The 18,528-nt window shown below is 64.5% G+C and carries 19 protein-coding genes; 13 read left to right on the forward strand and 6 right to left on the reverse strand.

Going from position 1 to position 18,528, the window contains the following annotated elements:
* Positions 1-144: 144 nt before the first annotated feature.
* A complete protein-coding gene (locus ASD80_RS02460) occupies positions 145-1,245 on the forward strand; it encodes a TRAP transporter substrate-binding protein (RefSeq protein WP_056228474.1) in 1,101 nt (366 codons plus the stop codon).
* Between the two features lie 347 nt (positions 1,246-1,592).
* On the opposite strand, the gene ASD80_RS02465 is transcribed toward ASD80_RS02460, so the two are convergent.
* The gene (locus ASD80_RS02465; RefSeq protein WP_056228477.1) at positions 1,593-2,984 is read right to left on the reverse strand and encodes a TRAP transporter large permease; all 1,392 of its coding nucleotides are present in this window, start codon (positions 2,982-2,984) and stop codon (positions 1,593-1,595) included.
* Positions 2,984-3,547, reverse strand: a complete 564-nt coding sequence (locus ASD80_RS02470; RefSeq protein WP_056228481.1) for a TRAP transporter small permease subunit — start codon at positions 3,545-3,547, stop codon at positions 2,984-2,986. Before ASD80_RS02470 ends, ASD80_RS02465 begins: the two co-directional genes overlap by 1 nt.
* Positions 3,548-3,841: 294 nt before the next feature.
* Here ASD80_RS02470 and ASD80_RS02475 point away from each other — a divergent pair, with 294 nt between their 5' ends.
* Positions 3,842-4,819, forward strand: coding sequence for a PfkB family carbohydrate kinase (locus ASD80_RS02475; RefSeq protein WP_162247301.1), 978 nt, complete (start codon positions 3,842-3,844; stop codon positions 4,817-4,819).
* Positions 4,820-4,907: 88 nt separating this feature from the next.
* Positions 4,908-5,783, forward strand: coding sequence for a c-type cytochrome (locus ASD80_RS02480; protein ID WP_056228487.1), 876 nt, complete (start codon positions 4,908-4,910; stop codon positions 5,781-5,783).
* Here the strand turns inward: ASD80_RS02480 and ASD80_RS02485 are convergent, their stop codons facing one another.
* A complete protein-coding gene (locus tag ASD80_RS02485) occupies positions 5,784-7,373 on the reverse strand; it encodes an L-aspartate oxidase (protein ID WP_056228490.1) in 1,590 nt (529 codons plus the stop codon).
* 76 nt (positions 7,374-7,449) lie between these two features.
* Here ASD80_RS02485 and ASD80_RS02490 point away from each other — a divergent pair, with 76 nt between their 5' ends.
* A complete protein-coding gene (locus ASD80_RS02490) occupies positions 7,450-7,893 on the forward strand; it encodes a hypothetical protein (RefSeq protein ID WP_056228492.1) in 444 nt (147 codons plus the stop codon).
* A 139-nt stretch (positions 7,894-8,032) separates the two neighbouring features.
* On the opposite strand, the gene nadA is transcribed toward ASD80_RS02490, so the two are convergent.
* Positions 8,033-9,100, reverse strand: coding sequence for a quinolinate synthase NadA (gene nadA / locus ASD80_RS02495; protein ID WP_056228494.1), 1,068 nt, complete (start codon positions 9,098-9,100; stop codon positions 8,033-8,035).
* Between the two features lie 122 nt (positions 9,101-9,222).
* Here nadA and eda point away from each other — a divergent pair, with 122 nt between their 5' ends.
* From eda to modB, 4 genes are all read left to right on the forward strand, one after another.
* The gene (eda, locus tag ASD80_RS02500) at positions 9,223-9,858 is read left to right on the forward strand and encodes a bifunctional 4-hydroxy-2-oxoglutarate aldolase/2-dehydro-3-deoxy-phosphogluconate aldolase (RefSeq protein WP_056228497.1); all 636 of its coding nucleotides are present in this window, start codon (positions 9,223-9,225) and stop codon (positions 9,856-9,858) included.
* Between the two features lie 6 nt (positions 9,859-9,864).
* Positions 9,865-10,233, forward strand: a complete 369-nt coding sequence (locus ASD80_RS02505; RefSeq protein ID WP_056228500.1) for a winged helix-turn-helix domain-containing protein — start codon at positions 9,865-9,867, stop codon at positions 10,231-10,233.
* A gap of 67 nt (positions 10,234-10,300) precedes the next feature.
* A complete protein-coding gene (gene modA / locus ASD80_RS02510) occupies positions 10,301-11,032 on the forward strand; it encodes a molybdate ABC transporter substrate-binding protein (RefSeq protein ID WP_056228502.1) in 732 nt (243 codons plus the stop codon).
* A 12-nt stretch (positions 11,033-11,044) separates the two neighbouring features.
* On the forward strand, positions 11,045-11,725 hold the full coding sequence (gene modB, locus ASD80_RS02515) for a molybdate ABC transporter permease subunit (RefSeq protein ID WP_056228504.1): 681 nt from the start codon (positions 11,045-11,047) through the stop codon (positions 11,723-11,725).
* Here the strand turns inward: modB and ASD80_RS02520 are convergent.
* Positions 11,722-12,363, reverse strand: a complete 642-nt coding sequence (locus ASD80_RS02520; protein ID WP_056228508.1) for a hypothetical protein — start codon at positions 12,361-12,363, stop codon at positions 11,722-11,724. The genes modB and ASD80_RS02520 overlap by 4 nt on opposite strands.
* Positions 12,364-12,499: 136 nt before the next feature.
* Here ASD80_RS02520 and ASD80_RS02525 point away from each other — a divergent pair, with 136 nt between their 5' ends.
* From ASD80_RS02525 to ASD80_RS02535, 3 genes are all read left to right on the forward strand, one after another.
* On the forward strand, positions 12,500-13,486 hold the full coding sequence (locus ASD80_RS02525; protein ID WP_056228511.1) for an SPFH domain-containing protein: 987 nt from the start codon (positions 12,500-12,502) through the stop codon (positions 13,484-13,486).
* Between the two features lie 13 nt (positions 13,487-13,499).
* Complete coding sequence (locus tag ASD80_RS02530) at positions 13,500-13,949, forward strand: NfeD family protein (RefSeq protein WP_056228514.1); 450 nt, start codon at positions 13,500-13,502, stop codon at positions 13,947-13,949.
* Between the two features lie 85 nt (positions 13,950-14,034).
* Positions 14,035-15,321, forward strand: a complete 1,287-nt coding sequence (locus ASD80_RS02535; protein WP_162247302.1) for an outer membrane beta-barrel protein — start codon at positions 14,035-14,037, stop codon at positions 15,319-15,321.
* Here the strand turns inward: ASD80_RS02535 and galU are convergent.
* Positions 15,318-16,202, reverse strand: coding sequence for a UTP--glucose-1-phosphate uridylyltransferase GalU (gene galU, locus ASD80_RS02540; protein ID WP_056228603.1), 885 nt, complete (start codon positions 16,200-16,202; stop codon positions 15,318-15,320). The genes ASD80_RS02535 and galU overlap by 4 nt on opposite strands.
* A 94-nt stretch (positions 16,203-16,296) precedes the next feature.
* On the opposite strand from galU, the gene galE reads away from it, so the two are divergent.
* Complete coding sequence (gene galE / locus ASD80_RS02545; protein ID WP_056228518.1) at positions 16,297-17,283, forward strand: UDP-glucose 4-epimerase GalE; 987 nt, start codon at positions 16,297-16,299, stop codon at positions 17,281-17,283.
* Between the two features lie 15 nt (positions 17,284-17,298).
* Positions 17,299-18,504: a lytic murein transglycosylase gene (locus ASD80_RS02550; protein WP_056228520.1), complete on the forward strand. Its 1,206-nt coding sequence runs from the start codon at positions 17,299-17,301 to the stop codon at positions 18,502-18,504.
* Positions 18,505-18,528 lie beyond the last annotated feature (24 nt).

An 18,528-nucleotide genomic window follows, 5' to 3' on the forward strand; every position in this document is an offset into this window, starting at 1 on the left:
TCGGCGGCGCCCGGCCCGCCCCCACTGGACAGCGGCCGCTTGGGGCGCAACTCTGTCGCTGCACGAGTCCGCCCTCGTGCAGGAGTTGGAGAGGCGGCAAGTCAAATTGGCGGCATCAACGCCGCATTTCTGTTGGGAGGAATTATGAAAAGACGCGAGTTCTTCAAGTCGGCTTCGGTCGCCACGATCGGCGCCGCCGCCGCGACCACGCTGGCCACCCCGGCCATCGCGCAGGGCAATATCAACTGGCGCATGGTCACCACATGGCCCAAGAACTTCCCGGGGCTGGGTGTCGGCGCACAGCGCCTGGCCGACCGCATCACCGCCGCTTCGGGCGGACGCCTCACCATCCAGGTCTTTGCGGCCGGTGAAATGGTGCCCGGCCTGCAGGCGCTCGACGCCGTCATCGACGGCTCGGCCGAAATGAGCCACGGCGCTGCCTATTACTGGCAGAACAAGAGCCAGGGCCTGTCGTTCTTTACCGGCGTGCCCTATGGCATGACCAGCCGCGAACTGACCGGCTGGGTCCGCCACATGGGCGGCCAGGAAATCTGGGACGAAATCTACGACCAGTTCGGTGTGCAGGGCTTCCTGTCCGGCGATACCGGCACCCAGGCGGGCGGCTGGTTCAAGAATGAGCTGACCGGCGTCGCCGATGTCCAGGGCCTGCGCTTCCGCACCCCCGGCCTGGGTGGGCAGGTCTGGGCAAAGCTGGGCGCATCGGTGACCAATCTGGCTGCGGGCGAAATCTTCGCCGCCTTGCAGTCGGGCACCCTGGATGCGGCCGAATTCGTCGGTCCCTATAACGACCTGGCGCTGGGCTTCTACCAGATTGCCAAGAACTACTACTTCCCCAGCTTCATCGAGCCGGGCCTGGCCACCGAACTGGTGGTCGACAAGGCCAAGTATCAGGAGCTGCCGGCCGATCTGCAGGCCCTCGTCAAGGATGTCTGCCAGGCCGAATACGACAATGTGGCGGCCGACTTCGCCGCCAACGACCCGAGGGCCCTGCAGGCGCTGGTCAGCGAGCATGAGGTGCAGATCAGGCAGTTCCCCGATGAAATCCTCGAGGCCGGCGCGAAGGCCGCCGTCGAAGTGCTCAGCGAAATCCGTGAAGGTGGCGACGCCCTCACCAAGAAGACCGCCGAGAGCTTCGTTGCGGCCCTCAACGTGGTTCGCCAGAAGACCGACGGCACCGACTCGCTGTTCCTGGCAGCCCGCGAGAAGTACTTCAAGCTGAGCTGAGGCCCAGCGCCGAAAATCTGAAAGGCCCCATCGCTTCGGCGGTGGGGCCTTTTGCTTTGCGGCCGTGTGGGGGCGTGGGCCGCCGTTGCCGAAGCGGCTGCATTGTTGACATGGCATCATCGGCTTCTGCGCCCCTCCCCCTTGAGGGGAGGGTAGCGGCGCTCGGCCCGGAGGGCCGTAGCAAAGCTGGGGTGGGGGTGGCTTTGTGGATCACCGAAGGACCCCCACCCTCAATCCCTCCCCTCAAGGGGGAGGGAGGCGATGGGGCTGACATTTTGCGCCAGAACAGAAAGAAGGGCCCCGGATGCAACGTCCGGGGCCCTTGCAGTTTGGCGGTATGGTTGTTCTCAGTGGTAGATCAGGTCTGGCAGCCAGGTGATGAGCTGCGGGAAGATGAACAGGATGATCAGCCCCGTCAGTTGCAGGATCACGAAGGGCAGGACGCCGCGATAGATCATCCCGGTGGTGACCCGTGCCGGCGCCACGCCGCGCAGGTAGAACAGGGCGAAGCCGAAGGGCGGGGTGAGGAAGCTGGTCTGCAGGTTCACGCCCACCATGACGCCCAGCCAGATCGGATCGACGCCGAGCGTCAGCAGTACGGGCGCGGTGATCGGGATCACGATGAAGATGATCTCGAACGTGTCGAGGATGAACCCGAGCAGGAACATGATGAACATCACGATGATCGTGGCGCCGATCGCCCCACCCGGCATGGACGAGAGGAATTCATGCACCAGGTTGTCGCCGCCCATCGTGCGGAAGACGATGGAGAAGACCGCGGCACCGAACAGGATGATGAACACCATCGAAGTGATGGTGGCGGTCGAGATCACCGCCTGGCGCAGGATCGAGAGCCCCAGCTTGCCGCGCAGGGCGGCCAGGATCATTGCACCGACCGAACCCACGGAGGCGGCCTCGGTGGGAGTGGCGATACCGGCCAGGATGGAGCCGAGCACGGCCAGGATCAACAGCAGCGGCGGAATGAGCGCCACGACGACTTCACGCAGCAGGCCGGCCTTTTCGGCCTCGGGTACCGGCGTTGCCGGGCAGGACTTCGGGTCGGTGATGGCCTTGAAGATTACCCAACTGGCATAGAGACCGACCAATACCAGGCCGGGAATGATGGCCCCGGCAAACAGGGCGCCCACCGAGACCGGCTCGGGCGCGAAATTGCCCTGTTCCATCTGCACCTGGGCATTGATGCCCGAAAGCATGTCGCCCATGAAGATGAGGACGGTGGAGGGCGGAATGATCTGCCCCAGCGTGCCCGAGGCGCAGATAACGCCGGTGGCCAGCTTGGGATCGTAGCCGGCGCGCAGCATGGCCGGCAGCGAGATGAGGCCCATGGTAACCACAGTGGCGCCGACGACGCCGGTCGAAGCGGCGAGCAGTGCGCCCACCACGATGACCGAGAGGCCCAGACCCCCGCGCAGGTTGCCGAACAGTTTGCCCATCGTCAGCAGCAGCTGTTCGGCGATGCCGGATCGTTCCAGCATCACGCCCATGAAGATGAAGAGTGGTACGGCCACCAGCACCTCATTGGTCATCATGCCGATATAGCGGCCGACGAGCGAGCCGTAGTTGGAGGGATCGTAGACGCCCAGCACCCAGCCGAGGAGGCCGAAGATCAGGGCTGTGCCGGCCAGCGAGAAAGCAACCGGGAAGCCAATCAAAAGTACGCCGATGACGCCAACGAACATAAGGGCGGCGAGGATTTCGCCAATGAGAACAGGATCCATCAATGCACTTCCTTGGCGTCGTTGGCGCTGTAGCGCAGGTCATCAGGCAGCAGCTCTTCGCGGTTGGCCAATGCCAGGATGGCACGGGCCGCCATGGCCAGGCCCTGCAGGCCTACCAGCGCGCAGAACAGGATGATGAAGCCCTTGAGCACGAACAGCCCCGGCATGCCGCCGATATTGGCCGATCCTTCCTGGTAGCCCCACGAGCGCGCTACAGCGGGCCAGGCATAGTGGAAGACCACGTAGACATAGGGCAAAAGAAAGAATGCCACGCCGAACAGATCGGCCATGGCTTTCCTCCGCAGCGGCGCAGGACGGTAGAAGATGTCGACGCGCACATGGTCGTCGCGCATCAGCGCGAAGCCGGCGACGCCGGTGAACATGGCCCCGCCCAGCCATACATAGAGATCCTGCATCCACAATGTGGATGAGTTGAATACATAGCGCTCCACCACGACGGCGAAGCAGACCAGCACGCATCCGAGCGCCAGCCATGACAGCACTTCACCCACGACGCGGTTCAGACCGCTGATCGTGCGGACGAGCATAGCAAGGGCCTGCATATTATCCTCCCCTCTCCCCGCCGGGATGTTCCCGGCCTTGCGCCGATTGAACGGCATCTTGCAATCAGGTCAACACGACTGGTCGACCACCGCAAGATGCTCCCGGCAATACCGCCGAACCGATAGGGGAAAGGTGCCGCCATCACAACGCCGCGCAGGGCAGAAGTGCTGCCGAACCCGTAAAAGTGGGTAGACCGGCAAGGCGTGCCCACAGGCTGGGCATCTGCTCGCGCCGCTGGTGACAGAGGCGCCAAAAATGCTATGTCGCTGCCGACCAAGCCGGGAGGGCGTTGCATGTTTGTCGTTGGTGGGGAAAGCCTGATCGATCTCAAGGCCGAGGTAGCGCTGCCCGATGGTGCGCTGATCGGCCGTGATGGCGAGAACCAGATCGTGATGACGGCGCATCCGGGTGGTTCGCCCTATAACTGCGCCATTGCGCTGGCCAAGCTGGGCAATCCCACCGGCTTTCTCTGCCCCATCTCGACCGATGCCTTTGGCGACTACCTGCTCGGCCCGCTGAGCGAGGCCGGTGTGACGCCGCTGCTGGCCGAGCGGGTCGGGGACTATACGACGCTGGCGGTGATCAATTTCGACGCCAACCACAATGCCCGCTATGGCTTTTACCGCGCGGCGGACGGCGCCATCGAGGCTGCCAAGGGCATAGCGGCTCTGCCGGAACAGCTCGACCTCTACCAGATCGGCGGCTTCTGCCCGATCAAGCCGGACGAGGCGACGATCTGGCTCGAAATCGTCAAGGCGGCCGTCGCCAGGGGCGCGACGATTTCCATCGATCCCAATGTGCGTCCGAGCCTGGTCGATGATTTCGCCGGCTATAAGGCGCGGCTCGCCAGTTTCCTAGACCTGGCCCATGTGGTGAAGATGTCCGAGGAAGACCTTGAAGCGCTCGACAGCGCCAGGAGCATCGAGCAGCACGCCGCCGATTTGCTGGCCAGGCCCAACTGCCAGATCGTGGTGGTGACGCTGGGCGAGAAGGGCTCGCGCGCTTTCACCAGGGCGGGCAAGGCAACGGCCGCGATCTACAAGCCGCCGGTGTTCGGCGACACGGTGGGAGCGGGCGACAGCCTCATGGCCGGCATCCTGTCCTGGCTGCATGAGCGCGGGCTGCTCAAGCCGGGCAAGCTCGACGGCCTGGGCGATGGCGCCCTTGGTGACATGTTGCGCTTTGGCGCGGTGGTGGCCGGCATCAATTGCAGCCGCAAGGGCTGCAAGCCGCCCACCCGCGCCGAGGTTGACGCCATACTCGGGAAATAATCCCGGCCCGGAACCTAAAATTTCCGTTAGTTGCCAGCGTCAGCGGGCTCTGCTCTCTATGCGCGTCATAGCAGCAGGGGATTGAGCGATGCGGCGATGGCTTGTGGTTCTGGGCGTGCTGGCCGTCGTTGGCCTTGCCGGGGCAGTCTACTTCCTCAGGCCCGTTACCGGCCCATCACGTGACCTGACGCTGGTTGGCGATGTCGAGCGGGGCAATTACCTGATCGGGCTGGGCGGCTGCGTGGCCTGCCACACCGATATGGCCGCCGGCCGCCCGGCACTGGCGGGCGGGGCTGGGCTGGTGACCCCGTTCGGAACCTTCGTGCCGCCCAACATCACTTCCGATCCCGACGTGGGCATCGGGGCGTGGAGCCTGGCACAGTTCTCCGATGCCATGAGCAATGGTATGGGGCCGCAGGGCCACCTTTATCCGGCTTTTCCTTACGAGAATTACACGCTGATGAGCGACCAGGAGATTGCCGATCTCTATGCGGCGCTGCAGGCGACCGAGCCGGTGAGCGAAGCGGCGGCCGAGAGCCAGATTCCGTTCCCCTTCAATATCCGCCTGGCCATGGCGGGGTGGCAGAATCTCTTCTTCTCTCCCGCCCGCTTCGTGCCGGAAGAGGGGCGCTCCGAGGCCTATAATCGCGGCAAATATCTCGCCTATGGCCCGGCGCATTGCGTGGCCTGCCACACGCCGCGCAATGGGCTGGGCGCGTTGGACTGGGACAAGGCTTTTACCGGCTCACCCGGCGGCACGGGCGGCCGCGCGCCCGCCATCACCCAGTCGGCCCTGTTCGGCGATGGCTATGACAAGGACACGCTGGCGCAGACGCTGCTCGACGGCTTCACGCCCGGCTTCGACGTGCTGGGCGGGCCGATGGGCGAAGTCATCGCCGATTCCACTTCGAAGTGGACCGACGCGGATCGCGCGGCGATTGCGGAATATCTGATGGCTGAATGATCAGGCCCCGGCCCGGATGGCCAGGGCTTCCTCCAGCGTCATCGTGGTGTGGTGCTCCCAATTCCTGTCGTCGGTCTGCGGGTAGTCGGTGCGGAAATGGCCGCCGCGGCTTTCGGTGCGCTTGAGCGCGACGGCGGCGACCAGGGTGGCCGATGTCGTCATATTGAGATAGGCGCTGGTGACTTGCTCGGCCGTGGCTTCGAGGTGGGCAATGCCGCGCAGGGCCTGCCGCAGACCGTCGGCATTGCGCTCGACGCCGACCAGGTCGGTCATGATGCGGCGCAAGTCCTGAACCGCCACGGTCCCGCGCAGCACATCCTCGGCCTTTTCGCCCTCGGCCTCGTTCCATTCGATGCCCTTGAATGGGGTCAGTTCGCGGGCCGGTTCCAGTCCGCCGATATCTTCGGCGATGCGGGCGCCATAGACGGTGGCTTCGAGCAGCGAATTGGAGGCGAGGCGGTTGGCGCCGTGCAGGCCCGTGCAACTGGCCTCGCCACAGACCCAGAGACCGGGCAGCGATGAGCGGCCGCGCTCGTCGACCTTGACGCCGCCCATGTGGAAATGCGCCGCGGGCGTCACCGGGATCATGCCGGTCACCGGATCGATGCCGGCGTCGAGGCAATATCTGGAGACAGTGGGGAACCGAGTGAGGATGGCCTCGCCCAGCACCTGCCTTGTGTCGAGAAACACTTTCCGGCCCGACTGAATCTGGCGGAAATTGGCGCGGGCGACCACGTCGCGCGGGGCGAGTTCGGCATCGGGATGGATGGCCGGCATGAAGCGCTCGCCCAGGTCATTGACCAGGATGGCGCCTTCGCCGCGCAGGGCCTCGGTGGCGAGCGGGGCCGGGTCGGCGCCGGTGGCGATGGCGGTGGGATGGAACTGCACGAATTCGGCATCGGCGATGAGCGCGCCCGATCGGGCCGCCATGCCCATGGCGTGGCCACGCACGCCGGGTGGATTGGTGGTGACGGCATAGAGCCCGCCCAGCCCACCGGCGGCCAGCACGGTGGCGCGGGCGCGGATGAAGATCGGCTCGGAATAGCGGTCGCCCAGCCGACGGCAGAACACGCCGACGATGCGGCCATTGTCGCGGGCCAGGCTCAGCGCGGTGATGCCTTCCACCACGCGGATGGAGGGCGTGCGGCGCACTTGGGCAATGATGGCCTGCATGATGGCCCAGCCGGCCCGGTCGCCCTCGACCTTGACGATGCGATTGGCCGAATGGGCGGCCTCGCGGCCCAGTTCATACTGGCCGAAATCGTCGCGGTCGAACGGCGTGCCCCAGCGCGCCAGATCCTCGATGCGGGCCGCCGCTTCCGACGTGACGCTTTCGGCCGTGCCATGATCGACGATGCCGGCCCCGGCCATTTCGGTATCGACGGCATGGGCATGGCTGCTGTCGCCTTCGCCTACCGCTGCGGCCACGCCGCCCTGCGCCCAGGCCGAGGAGGCGCCGAAGCCCAGCGGCTTGGGCGACAGCACGGTCACCGGGCGCGGCGCCAGCTTCAGCGCGGTGAAGAGCCCGGCGAGCCCGGCGCCCACAATCAGGGCGCCATCGGCATTGAGGGTATTGTCGAAGGTGGTCACTGGCCGCTCCGGAGTATTTTCAGACCTGGTAATTGCCCGTAAGGTTCTTTGCGTAGCAAGACCGGGACCCTGTTGTATGGCAAGCGCGAATGGCGACGGCTTCGGGGACAATCCGCAAGGCGGCTTTTCCGCCGGGGCGTCGCTCGATGTCTACGAGGCCGTCTATCGGCTGGTGATGACGGCCTATCGCTATCGCTGCGCGCTGACCGGCGAGCAGTTTACGCCCGATATTGGCCTCGTGCATCCCCATCTCGAAGTGGTGGCCATTCGCCCGCGCGATGCGGGTGGGCCGCTGGCCATCGACAATTACCTGGCGCTCGAAGAGCACGCGGCGCGTGCCTTCAGGGCCGGTCATTTCGTCATCGAGGACGACTATCGGGTCGTCCCGCCCGTCGCCGGGGCACTGGCGCCGGCCATCCGCCCGCATGCCAGCGGGCACCTGCTGGTGCCCGACGAGCCGCTGTTCCGGCCCAATCCGGCCCATCTGGCCTTCCATCGGCGGATGGTCCTGGGCCGCTAGGATCGTCGACATTCGGCCGGTACTGGCCTGCAAATGCCAGTTTTCTGCGCTTCCGGTGCTCACGTACAGAACGTACGCTGCGCTCCGGTTCTCGAAAACCGACATTTTCGGCTCAGCCCGGGTCGAATGTTGATCGATCCTAATCGCCCTTCCGGCTCATCTCGATCATCCGCTCCACGGCGAGGCGGGCGGGTGGAATGATATAGTCGGGTACGGTGACTTCCTCGGTCATGGTGTGCAGGCTCCACAGCACGTTTTCGAGGTTGATGCGCTTCATGTGCGGGCAGATGTTGCAGCCGCGCAGGAAATCGACACCCGTCGTTTCGCTGGCCACATTGTCCGACATCGAGCATTCGGTGACCATGACGACGCGCGGCGGCTTGGTGGTCTTGACCCAGTCGATCATGGCCGCGGTCGAGCCGGCAAAATCCACCGCGTCGATCACCTCGGGTGGGCATTCAGGATGGGCGATGATCTTGGCGGTGGGATAGGCGTGGCGGAGTTCGGAAATATCCTCGGCCGTGAAGGTCTCGTGCACCTCGCAGGCGCCGGCCCAGGTGATGACTTTCTTCTGCGTTTTCTTGGCGGTATTCTGTGCCAGATACTGGTCGGGGATCATGATGACCGTATCGCCCTCGACGCGGTTGACGATATCGAGCGCGTTGGACGAGGTGCAGCAGACATCGGTCACCGCTTTGACGGCCGCCGAGGTGTTCACATAGGTCACGACGGGCACGCCGGGATATTTCGCCTTCATCATCAGCACGTCATCGGCCGTGATGGAGGAGGCGAGCGAGCAGCCGGCGCGGCTATCGGGAATGAGTACGGTCTTGTCGGGATTGAGCAGCTTGGAGGTCTCGGCCATGAAGTGCACGCCGCATTGCACAATCACCGATTGCTTGACCTTGGTTGCCTCGATGGCGAGTTGCAGGCTGTCGCCGACAATATCGGCGACGCCGTGATAGATTTGCGGCGTCTGGTAATTATGCGCCAGGATGACCGCATCCTTCTCCTTTTTCAGCCGGTTGATCTCGAAGATCAGCGGGGCATAGAAGGGCCATTCGATCTCGGGAATCTTGTCGCGGACGCGATCGAACACCTTCGCTGTGGCGCGTTCGACGGCCTTGGAGAACTTGAGATCGAAGTGATCGGCGAGGATGGCGCGCGCCTCATCGAGGGGCGTCACCGCGTTGATCGTCTGCACCATGGACGTGTCCTCCCGAAGTCGAGGCGGAACCTAGGGATATTTTCCAGGCTTTTCAATGAACGGGGTTGCAGGAATTTCGCCAAGCTCCTAACCGTTCCCCAACAGCAAGACGAGGACCGACCATGCCACAGGACGCCGCCGCCATTCGTTCCATCCTCTCGCTGGCTCCGGTCGTGCCGGTGATCATCCTCGACGATGTGAGCCAGGCGCGTCCGCTGGCCGAAGCGCTGGTTGCGGGCGGCTTGCCAATCCTCGAGGTCACCTTGCGCACGCCCAATGCGCTCAAGGTGATGGAAGAAATGGCCAAGGTGACCGGCGCCATCGTCGGCTCGGGCACGGTGCGCACGGCCTTGCACATGAAGCAATCGGTCGATGCGGGCTGCCGTTTCATGGTGTCGCCGGGCATTTCGCCGCGCATTCTCGACGCTGCCGACGATATCGGCATTCCGCTACTGCCCGGCATCGCCACGCCGAGCGAAGCGATGACGGCGGCCGAGCGCGGCTACAGTTTCCTCAAATTCTTCCCGGCCGAAGCCAATGGCGGCGCTCCGGTGCTCAAGGCCTTCGCCTCGCCGCTGCCCGACATCACCTTTTGCCCGACCGGCGGCATCGATCCTGCCAAGGCCGGGGTCTATCTGGGACTGCCCAATGTGATCTGCGTAGGCGGCTCGTGGATCATGCCGGCTGACGCGCTGGCCGCCGGTGACTGGGGCCGCATCGAGGCGCTGGCGCGCGAAGCGAGCGCGCTGCGGGGCTGATCCGACATGGCCGATTTCCCCGAGGACGGCCTTACCCATCTGCGTGTTACCCTTTCCGACGCGGCCTATATCGGGCCGGGCCGGGCGGACCTGCTTGAGCTGATCGGCAAGACCGGCTCGATCTCGGCTGCCGGCAAAGCCATGGGCATGAGCTACAAGCGGGCCTGGGGTCTGGTGCAGGCGCTCAACGAAGGCTTCGGGCAGGCGCTGGTGGAATCGAGTCGTGGTGGCGCCAGCCAGGGCGGGGCGCAGCTTACCGGGGCGGGTCGCGTGGTGCTCGAGCGCTACCGGGCCATGCAAGACAAGACCCGCGCTGCGATTGCCGATGACGTTGCGGCGCTGCGGCAGACGTTCGATATGTCCAAGCGGAAATAACGCTTGCCTTGCCCCATGAGGCTGGGCAAAAAATCGATATGGATTTCAAACCATATCGGAGCTTTCGATGAACCGCATGATCCTGGGCGCGCTGGCCGGCCTGCTGCTTTCCACCGCTGCGCATGCCGGAACGGTCAGCGTCGCCGTGGCGGCCAATTTCACCAAGGTCGCCGAGGAACTGGCGCCGCTGTTCAAGGCGGAAACCGGTCATGACGTGAGTTACAGTTTTGGCGCCACCGGGCAGCTCCATACCCAGATCAGCCAGGGGGCGCCGTTCGAAGTGTTCCTCGCGGCCGATGACGAACGCCCGACGCGCGCCGTCACCGAGGGCTTTGGCGTCGAGGGGAGCGTGTTCACCTATGCCGTCGGGGCGCTGGCGCTTTACAGCACCTCGATCGACCTGAGTGATGGCAAGGCGGTGCTGGAGGCGGGGGCGTTCGAGAAGATTGCCATCGCCGATCCGGCGACCGCGCCCTATGGACAGGCCGCGACCGAGGCCATCGCCGCGCTCGGCCTCACCGATGCCATCACCCCCAAGCTGGTGACCGGCGAGAACATCACGCAGACGCTGCAATTCGTCGAAAGCGGCAATGCCGAACTCGGCTTTGTCGCCGCCAGCCAGGTCGCGGGTAAAACCGGCGTGTGGATCGTCCCGGCCGAGCTGTTCGAGCCCATCCGCCAGGATGGGGTGCTGCTCAAGACCGGCGAGGCCAACCCGGCGGCCACGGCCTATGTCGATTTCCTCAAGAGCGATGCGGCTATCGGCGTGATAGAAGCGGCGGGCTATGTCGTCGAGTAAGCGGATCGCGGGATGAGCTTTGCCGATATCTGGACCCCGGTCAGCCTGACGCTGAGCCTGGCCACGATCAACACCATCATCCTGCTTCTCATCGGTACGCCGATCGCCTGGTGGCTGGCGCGCAGCAAGAGCCGCTATCGCGAACTGGTGGGGGCGGTGGTGGCCATGCCGCTGGTGCTGCCGCCGACCGTGCTCGGCTTCTACCTGCTTATCGCGCTGGGGCCCAATGGGCCCGGCGGGTGGATTGCCGGGCTCTGGGGCGGACGCACGCTGGCCTTTTCCTTCACGGGGCTGGTTATCGGCTCGTTCTTTTATTCGCTGCCCTTCATGGTGCAGCCGTTGCGCAACGGCTTTGCTGCCATCGGCAATGATCCGCTGGAAGTGGCGTCGAGCCTGGGGGCCAGCGACTGGCAGCGCTTCTGGCGCGTGGCGCTGCCGCTGGCGCGGCCGGGCTATATTACCGGCGCGGTGATGACCTTTGCCCATACGGTGGGCGAATTCGGCGTGGTGCTGATGATCGGCGGCAATATTCCGGGCCAGACCAAGGTGATCGCCATCGCGCTTTACGACTATGTCGAGCGCCTGCAATGGGGCGAGGCGCATGTGATCGCGCTGGGCATGGTCATCTTCGCCTTCGTGGTCATCGCGGTGACGCTGACCATCGACAGGCGGGTCAATGTGCCGATGCCCTAGCTCGCGGGCGAAGCCACGGCGCTCCACATGGCCTTGGTGATCGACTGGGTGGTGGAGGCGTAATATTTCCACGGGTCGGGCAGTTTTGCCCGCTTCACGGCGTGGCCGGTGACGAGGGCATAGCTTTCCAGCGCCCAGGCGGAAAGTTCGGTGCGGATGTCGAGGGCCGCTGTCCGGACATGGGCGAAATCCATGCCCTCGTCGGGATCGATATCGAAAACCACGCGCTCGGGCTTTTCGATATCATCGAACCGGGCGCCCCAGAGATGCCATTCGAGCACATTCATCTGTGTCCCGGCGATCAGGCCGGCCAGGTCGGTGACATAGAAATAGTTATCGGTGCTGCCGTCTTTCTCGGTGATGGGGGAGGAGGCCATGGCGTCGGGAAAGCCGCCGGTATCGTGCTTCTGGAAGAAGCAGAATTTCGAGCGGCCCTGCGGACAGCGCAGCAGGCTGAGCGGGCGGTTTTCCACATAGGGCAGCATGCGCTCGGCCACCGCGGCATAATAGGCGACGAGATCGGCCTTGGTGACGCCCTGGCCGGGATAGACCACGCGATCGGGGCTGGTGAGCTTGATGCCGGCGGCTGCGGCGGCAGCGAGGCCGGAATTGGGGTTGAGCGGGGTTGGCTGGGTCACTACGGGCCTCCTGCCGATGGCGGGCGTCCTGTCGCCCGCCTGTTCAACGTTGCGCGCTGTTCCGCGTTCCAGTGCGTTGCGCTGTTCTCCTGGCAACCCTACAGTCAGGCCCATGAAGTCCAAGGGAGAATCAGCGATGGAACTATTCGATGGCTTTGCGCTCGATGGCCTCAGCATTACGCTGATCGGCCTGGGTATCCTCGCACTCCTGGTCTTGTTCGCCGGCGCCAAGACGGTGCCGCAAGGCTATAATTTCACGGTGGAGCGCTTCGGCAAATATACCCGCACGCTCAAGCCCGGCCTCAACCTGATCGTGCCGTTCATCGATGGCATCGGCAAGCGGATCAACGTCATGGAGCAGGTGCTCGACGTGCCGCACCAGGAGGTGATCACCCGCGACAACGCCTCGATCACCGCCAATGGCGTGACTTTCTACCAGATATTGGACGCGGCGGCGGCGGCCTATGAGGTGGCCAATCTCGAAAACGCGATTCTCAACCTCACCATGACCAATATCCGTACGGTGATGGGTTCGATGGACCTCGATGAGCTGCTCAGCCATCGCGACGAGATCAATGAACGGCTGCTGCGTGTGGTGGATACGGCCGTGTCGCCCTGGGGCGTCAAGATCACCCGCATCGAGATCAAGGATATCGACCCGCCCAAGGACCTGGTGGATTCGATGGGCCGCCAGATGAAGGCGGAACGCGAGAAGCGCGCCACCATTCTGGAAGCCGAAGGCCGCCGCCAGTCGGCCATCCTGCAGGCCGAAGGCGCCAAGCAGGCGCAGGTTCTGGAAGCCGAGGGCCGCCGGGAAGCGGCTTTCCGCGACGCCGAGGCGCGCGAACGTTCGGCCGAAGCCGAAGCCAAGGCAACGCAGATGGTGAGCGACGCCATCGCTTCGGGCAGCGTGCAGGCCATCAACTATTTCGTCGCCAACAATTATATCGAGGCCTTGGGCAAGATCGCCACCTCGCCCAACCAGAAGGTGCTGATGCTGCCGGTCGAGGCGGCCAGCGTCATCGGCTCGATCGGCGGCATTGCCGAAATCGCCCGCGAAACCTTCGGCGGCGGGGCGCCTTCGACGCCGGTCCGTCCGAGCCGCCCGCCATCGGCCGGCTGACAGGAGAAACGCCATGCAGGTCATTGACTTCATCGCGGGCAATGGCCCCTGGGCCTGGATCGTCGCAGGACTGGTACTGCTGGGGCTGGAATTGGCCGTGCCCGGCGGCTTCCTGTTGTGGATGGGCATTTCGGGCATCGTCACCGGGCTCATCGTGCTGTTCCAGCCGATCGGTTGGCCGCTGCAATGGCTGATCTTCGGCGTGCTGTCGCTGGTCACGATTGCAATCTGGGTGCGCTGGACGCGCAGCCGGCCGGCGGCCACCGACCGGCCCTATCTCAACCGCCGGGCCGACCAGTTCATCGGCCAGGAGGCAGTGCTCGAACAGGCGATCCAGCAGGGCTTCGGCCGCATCGTGCTGGGCGATACGGTCTGGCGGGTTTCCGGTGTCGACATGCCGGCGGGGCAGCGGGTGCGGATCGTGGGCAATTCGGGGGCAGTGCTCAAGGTCGAGGCGGCCTGACAAGGTTTCGTTAACCATAAGGTGGAAGGATCGCCGCGCGCCCGCGCATCTTGCCGCGGGCCGATTTCGGTTGGCGGAGAGCATCTTGCCCTTGTGGTGGCGACAGACGGCAAGACAGGCAGGCGCTACCGCGCTCTGCGCCCTTTGCCTTGCCGCGCCGGCATTGGCGCAATCCAGGTCCGCCGGCGATGGCTCGGACACCGACAATGAGCGGCTGCTGCCCGATGTCTATCCGGCCGGACCGGTGCTCGACAGCGGCGAATGGCTGCGCGAACCCTATGACCCGCTGTTCGATCTCGACTGGTCGGTGGCCCTGCGCGGCGGCTACACCAAGGCCACCGCGGGTGAACGCTTCGATATCAGGCTGGTGCCGACGATCGGGCTCGAGCATATCGGTACGCGCTCGGCGATCAATTTCGACGCCAGCACCGAGATCGTCCGGCCCAGCGAAGGCGGCAAAATCGATATCGGTGCGCTGCGGCTGGGGCTGCAGACCGGCTATGACCTCGATGGCGTCACCCGCGCCACCGCCAATGGCAACCTGTCGCTGACCCAGGCGATGCCGGGCACGCCGGGATTGGCAACCGATATCGCCATTGCACCGCAAACCATTACCGTTGGTGGCGATGTGGGTGTCACGCGCCAGTTCGGCAAGTTCAACATCGGCGTCACCGGTGCCGCGCAGCGCAATGTTTTCGGCCCGACGACGCTGACCACGGCTGTCGTCACCGACAATTCCGAGCAGAATTACTGGGCGCTTGACGCGGGTTTGCGGGTCGGCTTCCAGGTTACCCCGATCTTCGAGGTGTTCGGCCAGGCCGGGGCTGGGCGAGATATCTTCGATCGGCCGTCCACGGCCCTCGCCGCCTATCCCAATGCCACCGACGTCACGCTCAAAGGCGGGGTGACGGGCCGCTGGAACGATATCCTCGAGGTCACGGCTTCGACCGGTGTGGGGCTGCGGCGCTTCGATGCGGCAAGCCTGGGCGAGGTTGTCACCCAGCTCTACGATGCGCATATCACCTTCACGCCCGATCCGACCTGGCGGATGACGGCTGGCTTTGCCACCACCGTCGCGCCGCCCGGCCCCAATGGCGGCGGTACGGCGCGAGTGGATTACACGGCCAATGCCGAGGTCGCCTATACCGTCAATTCCTGGCTGGCGTTGCGGGCGCTGGCCGACTGGAACGCAGCGCGTTTTGCCGGCAGCGCGGATACCGAAACTGGCTACGGGCTGGGGGCGGGCGCCGACTACAAGGTCAACGCCCACACCGCCCTGTCCGCGGATTACGGCTACGATCACTCCGAGAGTACGGCGAACGGCACGCAGGACGCGCACCGCATCACCGTGGGCATCACGCTTTCGCGCTAGAGGTGATCCTCAAGATCGAGATTGCGCAGTTCCTTGAGGAAACCCTCGCGGATGTCGTCGCGATCCAGGGCGAAGACGACATTGGCGGTCAGAAAGCCCAGCTTGGAGCCACAGTCGAAGACCTTGCCGTCATACTTGACGCCGGTGAAGGCTTGTTCCTGCATCAGGAGCTGCATGGCATCGGTGAGCTGGATTTCGCCGCCGGCGCCTTTGGTCTGCTGGGCCAGGAGGGTGAAGATTTCCGGCTGAAGGATATAGCGGCCGGAAATGAACAGGTTGGACGGCGCCTCTTCGCGCCTGGGCTTTTCGACCATGCCGTCGATCTTGAAGCCGGTATCAGTGCCTTCGCCGCGCACGACCACGCCATAGGAGGACACATCCTCCCAGGCGCATTCCTCGACGCCAATGACATTGCCGCCTGTTTCCTCATAGGCGTCCATCATCTGCCGGAGGACGCCGGGCCTGGCGCGGAACACCATGTCGGGCAGCAGCAGGGCGAAGGGCTGGTCGCCGACAATGTCGCGGGCGCACCAGACGGCATGGCCAAGGCCCAGGGGCTCCTGCTGGCGAGTGAAGCTGGTGCGGCCGGCCGAGGGCAGTTCCTTGCGCAACTCGTCGAGGGCCTGCGTCTTGCCGCGCGCTTCCAGCGTTGCCTCAAGCTCGAACTGGCGGTCGAAATGATCCTCGATGACGGCCTTGTTGCGACCGGTGACGAAAACGAAATGCTCGATGCCGGCCTCGCGGGCCTCGTCGACCGCATACTGGATCAATGGACGATCGACGACCGTCAGCATTTCCTTGGGCATAGCCTTGGTGGCAGGAAGGAAACGGGTTCCGAGGCCGGCGACGGGAAATACGGCCGTTCTGACGCGCTTGGGCAAATCATGCACTCCATGCTGGGATCAATGTAAAGCTATCTCAACCTCTGTAAAATATCATCAAGGCGATTAAGCGATTGAAATTCGGAGTTAATCCATGACGGTTCTGGTAACCGGGGGCGCGGGCTATATCGGCAGCCATATGGTGCTGAATCTGACCGATGCGGGCGAGAAGGTGGTCGTGCTCGACAATCTGGTCACCGGTTTCGACTGGGCCATTGACGGGCGTGCCGTCTTCCAGCCCGGCAATGCCGGCGATATCGACGATGTGCGCCGCCTTATCGACAAGCATGGCGTTACCGAGATCGTGCATTTCGCCGGCTCCATCGTGGTGCCCGAGTCGGTCACCGATCCGTTGAAATACTACGGCAACAACACCGCCACCTCGCGCAACCTCATCGAGGCCGCGATCAAGGGCGGGGTCAAGCACTTCATTTTTTCCTCGACCGCCGCCGTCTATGGCATGACCGGGCTCGCTCCTGTCGTGGAGACCACGCCGCTCAATCCGATGTCGCCCTATGGCCGCTCCAAGCTGATGACCGAATGGATGCTGGCCGATGTCGCTGCGGCTCATCCCATGACCTATGGCGTGCTGCGCTATTTCAACGTGGCCGGGGCCGATCCGGGCAAGCGCAGCGGGCAATCGACGCCGCTGGCGACCCATCTCATCAAGGTGGCCTGCCAGACGGCTTTGGGTCAGCGCGAGAAGATGGATATCTTCGGCACCGATTACGAAACGCCCGATGGCACCTGCATTCGCGACTATATCCATGTCACCGACCTGATTGCCGCCCATGCGCTGCTGCTCAAGCATCTGCGCGGGGGCGGGGAGAGCACGACGCTCAATTGTGCCTATGGGCAGGGCTATTCGGTCCGGCAGGTGGTTGAGACGGTGCGGGCGGTCTCCGGCGTCGATTTCCGGGCCGAAGAAGGGCCGCGGCGGGCGGGCGATCCGGCTTCGATCACGGCAACGGGCGAGAAGGTGCGGAACCTGCTCGGCTGGGTGCCACAGCATGACGACCTGACCGAGATCGTCGAATCCGCCTATTGGTGGGAACGCCGCCTGATGACGCGCAACCGGTAAGCGGAAGGGCAGGGCATGAAGCGGCTGATTGGGCTGTTCTTCGTTCTGCTCGCCGCACCGGCTGTTGGCCAACCCATTGAGAGCTTTGACAGTTTCATCGCCAATTTCCGGGGCAAGGCGCTGGCGGCGGGGGTGAGTGGGGCCACCTATGACGGGGCGATGACCGGGCTGACGCCCGATCCGCGCGTGCCGGACCTGGTCACGACGCAGCCCGAATTTACCACACCGGTCTGGGACTATATCGAGGGCCGCGTCACGGCGGGGCGGATCGAGCGCGGCAAGGCGGCGATTGCCCGCAATTCCGCGCTGTTCACATCGGTCGGCCAGGCCTATGGCGTCGATCCCTTCATCCTTGGCGCCATCTGGGGCATGGAAACCGACTATGGTGCGGTGCTGGGCAATAACGGGCTGATCCGGCCCATCGTGCGGAGCCTGGCGACGCTGGTGCATCAGCGGCGGACACGGTTGGTGGAGGATGAGGCCGACCTCATCGCGGCTTTGCTGCTGGTGCAAAAGGGACCGCTGGATGCCCAATCGCTGGTGGGCTCCTGGGCGGGGGCCATCGGACATTTGCAGGTCAATCCATCCAATGTGGTGGCGCATGGCACGGATGGGGATGGCGACGGCAGGGTGGACCTTCACCATTCGCTGGCCGATGCGCTGGCGACCTCGGCCCGCTACCTGCGGGCGCTCGGCTATCAGCCGGGCGTGGACTGGGGCATGGAGGTAGTGGTGCCCGACGGCTTTGACTACCGGCTGGCGACGCGGACCCAATTGGGGCCGGTGTCGTTCTTTGCCGAACGGGGTGTCCTGCGGGTCGCCGGACGGCAGTTTTCCGACCCCAGCCTGCCGGTCTTTCTCTATGTGCCGGCGGGCAAGGACGGACCTAAATTCCTGATGACGCAGAATTATCTGGTGCTCAAGGGCTACAATTTCTCGGACAGCTACGCCATGAGCGTGGCGCATATGACCGACCGGCTGAAGGGCGGCGGGGCCTTTGTCGATGACTGGCCGCGCAGCGTCGCCCTTCCCAATCTGGCAGAAAGGCAGGCGATCCAGCAGGCGCTGTCGCGGTTGGGGCTCTATGACGGGATCATCGATGGGCGGCTGGGTCCGATCAGCCAGGAGGCCTATGCCCGCTTCCAGGCGAGCCAGGGGCAGGTGGCGGATGGGTTCATCACGCGGGCTTCCTATGAGGCGCTGGCGGCGGCCACGCGGTAACATGATGGGGACGCCGATGGCGCT

It is taken from the genome of Devosia sp. Root635, from assembly GCF_001427605.1.
In the GTDB taxonomy this organism is placed as follows: Bacteria; Pseudomonadota; Alphaproteobacteria; order Rhizobiales; family Devosiaceae; genus Devosia.